This is a genomic window from Actinophytocola sp., from assembly GCF_049647105.1.
Taxonomy (GTDB): domain Bacteria; phylum Actinomycetota; class Actinomycetes; order Mycobacteriales; family Pseudonocardiaceae; genus Actinophytocola.
The window spans coordinates 1-8,788 of the sequence record NZ_JBARWZ010000224.1 but is presented as its reverse complement, the minus strand read 5'-3'; the positions used below and the strand labels follow the sequence as shown (position 1 = coordinate 8,788).

At 70.9% G+C, this 8,788-nt stretch carries 7 protein-coding genes and 1 pseudogene; 6 read left to right on the top strand and 2 right to left on the bottom strand.

Annotation, left to right across the window (positions count from 1 at the left end; genetic code table 11):
- Positions 1–63: 63 nt before the first annotated feature.
- Together WBA97_RS26780 and WBA97_RS26775 are read right to left on the bottom strand one after the other, a co-directional pair.
- Complete coding sequence (locus WBA97_RS26780) at positions 64–855, bottom strand: FHA domain-containing protein (protein ID WP_424233691.1); 792 nt, start codon at positions 853–855, stop codon at positions 64–66.
- Positions 852–1,670 carry an FHA domain-containing protein gene (locus WBA97_RS26775; protein ID WP_424233690.1) on the bottom strand — a complete coding sequence of 273 codons (819 nt, stop codon included), beginning with the start codon at positions 1,668–1,670 and terminating at the stop codon, positions 852–854. The genes WBA97_RS26780 and WBA97_RS26775 overlap by 4 nt, the downstream gene beginning before the upstream one ends.
- 198 nt (positions 1,671–1,868) lie before the next feature.
- On the opposite strand from WBA97_RS26775, the gene WBA97_RS26770 reads away from it, so the two are divergent.
- The 6 genes and pseudogenes from WBA97_RS26770 to WBA97_RS26745 all read left to right on the top strand — a co-directional run.
- Complete coding sequence (locus WBA97_RS26770; RefSeq protein ID WP_424233689.1) at positions 1,869–4,553, top strand: DEAD/DEAH box helicase; 2,685 nt, start codon at positions 1,869–1,871, stop codon at positions 4,551–4,553.
- Positions 4,554–4,594: 41 nt separating this feature from the next.
- Positions 4,595–5,722: a tRNA dihydrouridine synthase DusB gene (dusB, locus tag WBA97_RS26765; protein ID WP_424233688.1), complete on the top strand. Its 1,128-nt coding sequence runs from the start codon at positions 4,595–4,597 to the stop codon at positions 5,720–5,722.
- Between the two features lie 55 nt (positions 5,723–5,777).
- Entirely contained in the window at positions 5,778–6,536 is a 759-nt protein-coding gene (locus WBA97_RS26760; RefSeq protein ID WP_424233687.1) for a LuxR C-terminal-related transcriptional regulator, read from the top strand.
- A 36-nt stretch (positions 6,537–6,572) separates the two neighbouring features.
- Positions 6,573–7,043, top strand: a complete 471-nt coding sequence (locus tag WBA97_RS26755) for a hypothetical protein (RefSeq protein WP_424233686.1) — start codon at positions 6,573–6,575, stop codon at positions 7,041–7,043.
- 168 nt (positions 7,044–7,211) lie between these two features.
- The gene (locus WBA97_RS26750) at positions 7,212–8,114 is read left to right on the top strand and encodes a GGDEF domain-containing protein (RefSeq protein ID WP_424233685.1); all 903 of its coding nucleotides are present in this window, start codon (positions 7,212–7,214) and stop codon (positions 8,112–8,114) included.
- Positions 8,115–8,379: 265 nt separating this feature from the next.
- Positions 8,380–8,788: pseudogene (locus WBA97_RS26745) on the top strand (hypothetical protein); the annotation flags it as partial.

The window sequence follows — 8,788 nt, the reverse complement described above, 5'->3', positions numbered from 1 at the left end:
GGTGGTTTCGTGCACACCCCCTGTGCACGAAACCACCGGCTCGGCATCGGGTTGACCGGGTGGTCAGTCGATGCCGGTTTCCAGGAGGCGCAGGTCCGGTGGGCGCAGGGCGGCGCTCTGGAGCAGTTCCTGGATCAGCTGGTGGTTGACCATGTTGCCCGCGGGGTCGCCCCAGTCCTCGAGGCGCAGCCCCTCGACGTAGGGGATGAGCCGTTCGCGGACCCTCAGGACCACGTTCGCGGCCTGCTTGTGCGTCCAGTCCGACCGGGTGCCCGCCGCGTTGTTCAGGTCGAGCGCGACCTGCTTCCACGACTGCGGCTGCGGGTGCGGTTCCTGCCGCAGGTACCGCAGCGCGAGCGCGGTCAGCACCAGCCGTTCCGTGCTGTCGAGCGCCCAGCTCTCCGGCTCGGCCGTGTCGGTCGGGTCCTCGGTGCCGACGAGCGTGTCCCTGCGGCCCGCGCCGATCACCCGCACCTCGAGCAGGTGCTCGCGGCGCTTCGACGTGCGGATGAACAACGCGCTGTAGCCCTCGGCGAGCGCGATCTCGTTGCCGGTAAGCAGGAAGCGGGACTGTGGCAGGCGGATCGGCAGCTTGCCATCGTTGCGCAGCCACCAGTCGGTGCCGCCGCGGGTGATGCGGCCCTGGAAGCGGCTCATCCTCGGGTCGTCCGGGCCGATGCACACGTGCACGTCGGGTTCCTTGCGGCCGAACACGACCTCGAACGCCGGCCGGGGTGGCGCGGCGAACCCGCCTCCCGCCGCGAGCACGAACAGGCTGCCGGGCGGCGCAGGCGGGACCCCGCCGGCGAGTCCGCCTGGTGACGGCGGCAACGGGCGCGGCGGGAAGTCGGTCATCTCTCCTGCTCCCCGGCATCGTCGCCCGCGGTCTCGATCACGCGCAGGTCCGGCGGCACCAGGGTGGTCGACAGCAGCAGTTCACGCAGCAGGTTGTCGTTGAGCTTGTTGCCGACCGGCTCGCCGACCTCCTCACGGGTCAGTCCCGGCACCCCCGACTTCGACAGCCGCGCACGCACGGCGGTGACCGTGTGCTCCACCTTGCGCGCGGTCCACGTGCCGGGCCGCAGGTCGTTGAGCTGATCGGCGACCTGCTGGCGGCCCATCGGCTGCGGGTCGGACTCGTGGCGCAGATAACGCTGGCCGAGCGCGATCAGCACCAGCCGCTCGTCGGCCCGCAGCCGCCACGTGCGGGGCGGCTCGGTGACGTCCCCCGGCCTCGGCGCGGGGCGGGCGCCGTCGGCACCGGCCACGTACAGCTCGAGCAGGTGCTCGCGGCCACGGGTGCCCGGCACGAACAACGGCGTGTACCCGGCGGCGAGCGGCAGCGACTCCTCGTCGCTGAACAGCCACTGCGAATCGGGCAGCCGGATCGGCAGCCGGCCCGTGTTGCTCACCCACCAGCGGCCGTCCTGGCAGGTCAGCAGGCCGTGCCTGCGGCTGACGCGCCGGTCGTCCTCGCCGATGCAGACGTGCACCTCCGGCTTGTTGCGGCCGAACACGACGGTCCGCCCGTCACTCGGGCCGACGGCGAAACCGCCGCTGATCGCGAGTGCGTAGATCGCACCGGGGGCGGAGCGGGGCACCCCGAACGCCAGGCTGTCGTGGCTGCTCGACAACCGCCGGCCGTCGGCGATCAGGGTGCTCCCCTCCATTGCGACCTCCCCGGGTCCGATGGTTGTCAGTATGGGTCGAGGCCGCTGGGACCGGTCCCGGGCAAGGTGGGCGGGGTCATCTCGAAGGCCATCAACGTTGCCCCCGATCGGTGGCGTGCCTCGGTGTGGTGTGGCTGCCGGCGGCGCCCGCCGCGCGGCGGACCGGGATTGTCGGTGCCACCCACTAGCTTGGCCCGCATGCAGACGGCGTTGCTGTCCGGTGTCGACCTCTCCGGCCTCAGGGAGGCGGCGGGGCCGTCGTCCTATGCCCGCGGTGTGAAGTACGCCCACAAGGGCGCGGTCATCGCGCTGCGGTGGGACGAGTCCGAATGCGCGGTGCAGGGCAGCGTGCACGGCTCGTACGACGAGGTGTACGAGACGACCGTCTACTTCAGGTCCGGCCGTGGGCCCGCGCTCGAGTTCGCGGAAGGCGAGTGCAGCTGCCCGGTGGGCATGGACTGCAAGCACGCCGTGGCGCTGGTGCTGACCGCGGCGGGCCTCACGGCCACCGGCCGCCCGCTGACCTGGGAACAGTCGCTCGACGCGGTACTGGACGGCGCCACCACCCGGGGCGGGGCGATCGCGCGGTCGCTGTCCGCCTTCGACATCACGCGCACCGGCGCCGACCTGGTCGTCACCCCGGTGGCGCGGCAGGTCGCGCTCGACGGCGCGCGGATCACCGTGCCCGGCACCGGGCTGGAGAAGTTCACCGACGAGTACTACCCGCGGTTACGGCGGCTCGCCACGGTCGTCTCGTCCGACGGGTCGTTCACCCCGCCGGAGATCTCCCCGCCGACCCTGGTGCTGCACGCGGTCTACGGCGACGGGCACCGGCTTGAGCTGTGGTGGGAGTGGGCGTACCGGATCGGTGACCGGCGGGCGCACACCGCGCCGGAGGGGCCCGTCACCGCGCACCGCGACCTCGCCGGGGAGTCGGCACTGCTGGCCGACCTCGACGACCTGCCGCTGGAGAGGTTCGGGCTGCGCCACGGCCGGCGCCTGAAACCGGGCCGCGTCCGGGGCATCGACACGATGCTGTTCACCACCGAGGTGCTGCCGCTGCTCGACAGGCCAGGTGTGCTCGTCGAGGCGGTCGGCGAACCACCCGGCTACCGCGAGGTCGGCGACTCGCTGACGATCGGCCTGTCGGCGACCGCGATGGCGGGCGAGAGCGACTGGTTCGACCTCGGCGTCACCATCCGGGCCGAGGACCGGGAGGTGCCCTTCCTCGACGTGTTCCTGGCGCTGGCCAGGGACAGGTCGCACCTGCTGCTGCCAGACGGCGCGTACTTCTCGCTGGAGAAGCCGGAGCTGCGGGCGCTGCGCGACCTGATCGAGGAGGCGCGGTCGCTGCACGAGGCGTCCGACGGCACGCTGCGGATCAGCCGCTACCAGGCCGGGCTGTGGGACGAGCTGACGCAGCTCGGCGTGGTGGAGCGCCAGGCGGCGGCGTGGAAGCGGGCCGTGAACGGGCTGCTGTCGATCGAGTCGGTGCCCGAGGTGCCGGTGCCCGCCACCCTGACGGCCACGCTGCGGCCCTACCAGGTGGACGGTTTCCAGTGGCTGGCGTTCCTCTGGGCGCACCGGCTCGGCGGCATCCTCGCCGACGACATGGGACTGGGTAAGACACTGCAGTCGCTGGCGTTGATCTGCCACGCCGACGCGGACGCCCCGTTCCTGATCGTCGCGCCGACAAGCGTGGTGGGCAACTGGGCCGCCGAGGCCGCGCGGTTCGCCCCCGGCCTGCGGGTCGCGACCGTCACCAAACGCGGGCAGCCGCTCGACGCCGACGCCGACGTGGTCGTCACCTCGTACACGCTGCTGCGCCTTGACGTCGAGGCGTACGCGGCGGCCACGTGGGCGGGCCTGATCATGGACGAGGCGCAGTACACCAAGAACCACCAGTCGAAGGTCTACCAGTGCCTGCGGCGGGTGCCCGCCGAGGCCAAGTTCGCGATCACCGGCACGCCGATGGAGAACAACCTGATGGAGCTGTGGTCGCTGACGTCGATCACCGCGCCCGGCCTGTTCCCCAGCCCTGCCCGGTTCAAGGACTACTACGCGCGGCCGATCGAGAAGGAGAACGACACCGAACTGCTGGCGCGGCTGCGGCGGCGGGTGCGGCCGCTGATGAAGCGGCGCACCAAGGAACAGGTGGCGAAGGACCTGCCACCCAAGCTGGAACAGGTGCTGGAGGTGGACCTGCACCCGCGCCACCGCAAGCTGTACCAGACGGTGCTGCAGCGGGAACGGCAGAAGGTGCTGGGGCTGCTGGACGACATGGACCGCAACCGGTTCTCGATCCTGAGTTCGCTGACGGCGCTGCGCAGGCTCTGCCTGCACGCCGGGCTGGTCGACGACGAACACGCCGGCATGCCGTCGGCCAAGGTCGACGCGCTGGTCGAGCAGCTGCGGGACGTGATCGACGGCGGGCACCGGGCGCTGGTGTTCAGCCAGTTCACCGGCTTCCTGTCGATCGTGCGGGCCCGGCTGGCGGCCGAGGGCGTCGAGTACTGCTACCTCGACGGCCGGACCAGGAACCGGGCCGACGTGCTGGCCCGCTTCAAGGACGGCGCCGCGCCGGTGTTCCTGATCAGCCTGAAAGCGGGCGGGTTCGGGCTGAACCTGACCGAGGCGGACTACTGCTTCCTGCTGGACCCGTGGTGGAACCCGGCCACCGAGGCGCAGGCGGTGGACCGGACGCACCGCATCGGGCAGAGCCGCAACGTGATGGTCTACCGGCTGATCGCGCGGGACACCGTCGAGGAGAAGGTGGTGGCTCTGCAGAGGAGGAAGGCGCAGCTGTTCACGAACGTCATGGACGACGGCGAGATCTTCGGTCCGGCACTGACGGCGGAGGACGTGCGCGGCCTGTTCCAGTGACCCCGGCGCGACCGGTCGAGAAGACCGCTCACAATGGAGGCATGGCAGCAGTCACCCCAGCGCTGCGGATCGGCCCGTACCAGGTCGACCCGCCGGTGGTGCTCGCCCCGATGGCGGGGATCACCAACGTGGCGTTCCGGATGCTGTGCCGCGAGTACGGCGCCGGGTTGTACGTGTGCGAGATGATCACCGCGCGGGCGCTCGTCATCCGCGACCCCAAGACGTGGCACATGATGACGTTCGACCCGAGCGAGTCGCCGAGGTCCGTGCAGCTCTACGGCGTCGACCCGGCCACCATGCGCGAGGCCGTGAAGATCATCGTCGGCGAGGGCCTCGCCGACCACATCGACACGAACTGGGGCTGCCCGGTCGTCAAGGTCACCCGCAAGGGCGGCGGCGCCGCGCTCCCGTACAAGCGGAAGCTGTTCGCGAACATCATCCGCGCCACGGTCGACGCGGCGGGCGACATCCCGGTGACCGCGAAGTTCCGCATCGGCATCGACGACGACCACCACACCTACCTCGACGCGGGCCGGATCGCCGAGGCGGAGGGCGCGGTCGCGGTGGCACTGCACGCGCGGACCGCGGCGCAGCGGTACTCGGGCCAGGCGGACTGGACGCACATCGCGCGGCTGAAGGAAGCGGTCACGACCATTCCCGTGCTGGGCAACGGCGACATCTTCACGGCGGCCGACGCGCTCGCGATGGTGGAGAAGACCGGCTGCGACGGCGTCGTCGTCGGCCGAGGCTGCCTCGGCCGCCCGTGGCTGTTCGGCGAGCTGCAGGCCGCGTTCGAGGGCCGCCCGGTGCCCGACGGCCCGCCACTCGGCGAGGTCGCGCGCGTCCTGCGCCGCCACGCCGAACTCCTCGTCGAACACGACGGCGAGGAGAAGGGCATGCGTGACCTGCGCAAACACATGGCGTGGTACTTCATGGGCTTCCCGGTGGGGTCGGAGCTGCGCCGCAGGTTCGCGATGGTGACCGCCATGGCGGAACTCGACGACTACCTGGGCGAGCTCGACCACGACACCCCGTTCCCGACCACCGGCGAGGGCCCGCGTGGCCGCCAGGGTTCGTCGGGCAAGGTCACGCTGCCGTACGGCTGGCTCGACGACCCCGACGACCCGACCGTGCCCGCGGGCGCGGACATGATGCACTCGGGCGGCTGACTACGCACGGCACGCGTGGGACTGGTCCCGGCTCGACATCCATACCGTTCTCGCCATGACCGTGCCCCACCGCGCGGGCCACGCAGCCCGCTGCCCGTCCGGCGCCGGTGTCGAGGCGCTGCTCGGGTCCGCGCGCCGCGAGGTGCTCGTGATGAGCACGATGCCGGTCGCCGCCCACGACCCGATCCGCGGGCCGAGGCGCATCGATCACGAGAACCTGCGCCGCGGCGTGCGGTACCGGGTGCTCGTGCCGGACGCCGCCCGCACCGCGCCGGTCCTCGCGACCCGGCTCGGCACGCTCACGCTCGCCGGTGCCGACACCCGCACAGTGCCTGCCGTGCCGACCGACGCGCTGGTGATCGACGGGTCGGTCGTGGTGCTGCCGGTGGACCGGACCGAGGACGGTCGCTCGCTGTCCACCGCCGTGTTCCAGCTGTCGAGCGTGGTCACCACGACGACCGAGCTGTTCGAGCGGGTGTGGCTGTCCTCGGTCCCGATGAGCCCGGCGGAGCTGCCGGACGCCGCCGAGCTGAACGCGCGGGAGAAGGAGCTGCTGTCGCTGCTCTCCTCGGGCAGCACCGACGAGTCCGCCGCGGCACGCCTCGGGGTGTCGGTGCGGACCGTGCGCCGCATGGTCGCCGACATCATGAACCGGCTCGGCGCACGCAGCCGTTTCCAGGCCGGGGTCAAGGCCGCGGACCGCGGCTGGCTGATGGCAGGGCGGGCTGACGGGTGCGGCTCGTTGTCACGCGAGGGCACGCCGCTGCGCCATGCCAGTGCCGTTGCCGCATCGAACCTGCCTGAGCACGGCTAGCCTGGAAAGCACACCGCACTACTCCGGGGGAACGACATGCGCCGCGTCCTGTTCGCCGTCCTCGGGCTCGCCGGCCTGTTGATCGCGGGCTGCAGCTCGGCAGTGACCGGCGTGCCCGTGCCGGCGGCCTCACCGGACGATGACCGGGAGCTCGTGCAGGACTACTTCGCCGACCTGAACGAGGCGGGCGCCGAAGGGCCCGATACGCAACGGGACTTCCTGCGCCGCAGCCAGCATCCGGACTATGCGGACGAACTGTGCGATCTGGGCAGGCTCACGCTCACCATCGACCCCGCGATGTCCACACTGCGGGTGGACCCGGACTGGGTGCCGCCCGACGCCGGTCGCAACGCGACACACCCACGTGGACTGGTGTACGTGCTCGGTGTTTCGGTCAGCATCCGCGACGACGGCGGTGCGCTGCTCGGCGAGCAGATCGGCTCGCAACGGGTGGTCGTGCTCGACGACAAGGCCTACGGGTTCGCGCCCTGTCCCACCGATCAGTGACGGTGGACCGCGAGAAACGGCTGCGGTTGTGCGCTCTGCGAACCGACCGGGAGTAGTCGTCACTGGTTCGGAGCAGTCGCAGTTCCACCAGTAGGGGGAAATCCGAACACGCACCCGTGAACATCTCAAGACCGCTGTCCCTCCCGTCGAAACAGACCAAGGAGGGAGGTGAGCGCGATGGCGGTGCTGGACACCCAGCCCGAGCCGGTTCAGCGGGACGCCAGGTGGCGGGAACGCAGGATCAACGAGCCGACTGTACCGATTCAGCATCCGTCCCGGCGACTGGAGCCGAGAGCGGACGCTCGTGCCGAGCCCCGGACCGAAGCCCGTATCCAGTCAGAGGAGATGAGCCTGGTCGAACTGCACCAGTCGATCGCCTCCCTGCTGGCGTCCCGCGGCGAGTGGCGGCAGGCGTACGAGCACCTCCGGCACGCGCTGGACCTCGCCACGGCGGAGCAGCCGCCCCAGGTGCCGGAGCAGTTCCGGCAGGAGGTCGCGCGGCTGCGCCGCGAACACGCGGAAGCCCGTGAGCAGAGCTATCGCGACGCGCTCACCGCGAGCTACAACCGCCGCTATCTCGACCAGCGGCTGATGGCGGTCGACGAGCCATCCGGCGAGTTCGCGGTTGCGCTCGTCGACCTCGACCTCTTCAAGCGTGTCAACGACACCTACGGCCACCTCGTCGGCGACCGGGTACTGCAGCAGGTCGTGGAGTTACTGCAGGTCGGCCTGCCGGAGGGCGGGTTCTGCGCACGGTACGGCGGCGAGGAGTTCGTGCTCATGCTGCCTGGGCTCGAGGGCGCCGCCGCGTGGGCGGTCGCCGAGGCGGCGCGGGCCCGCATCGAGCAGTTCGCGTGGTCCTCGATCGTCCGCGGCCTTCGTGTGACTATTTCCATAGGTGTCGCGCACGAGTCCGGGACCAGCGGCGTCACCAGCCCCGAGCAGCAACTCCGGCTCGCGGACGGGCTGTTGTACACGGCCAAGCAGTCCGGCCGGAACAGCGTCGCCTACCGTGTCGGAGGTCAGGTTCGCCTCTCCGGGGCGGCCGGGCAGCGACGTCGGCGTGGCTAGATTCGGCCATCGTGACCGCACTCTTGCGTCGGTTCGGTAACATTTGACACCGTGAGGGGCGATACCCCGATCGGGCTATCCGACTGGGGCTAGTTGCCCACTGATAGTGAGCAAATTTCGGTCGGCAGTCGTCAGAAGTGCCAACCGTCCGTACTATCGGGCGCGGCTAGGACACGATGGGTTCGCAACCAGGTTGCAGTCCACAACGTCTTGATAAAGAAAGAGCCACGATGTGTGGCCCGTACACGAGGTGAGAGGAGTCCGGGTGCCCGACGACGAACGCCTCGGCGGCACCCACGATCCGCACGAGTACGGCAGAAGGCATCGCCGCGAGGAGCCTCCCTCCGGGGAAGAGAAACCGAAGCGCCGTAGGCGCTCCATGGAAGCCGGTGGCGGCCTGTCCGTGGCGGATCTCGTGCAGAAGCACTCCGCGTCGAGGTCGGACCTGAGCCCGGTCGACCCACAGCATTTGCAGCAGAACACCCTGATGAACGGCCGCCGCGCCCGTCAGGACAGACAGGGTCCGGAGGGCTCCGGCCGCCGCCAGGCGCCACCCCCACCGTCGATCGCCGACGCACTCGGCGGCGACGCCCCCGACTTCCCCCGCGACGACGCTCCCCGCTCCGGACGCCGCGCCGCCCGCAACGGCTTCCCGCCGGACGACACCCCCCGCC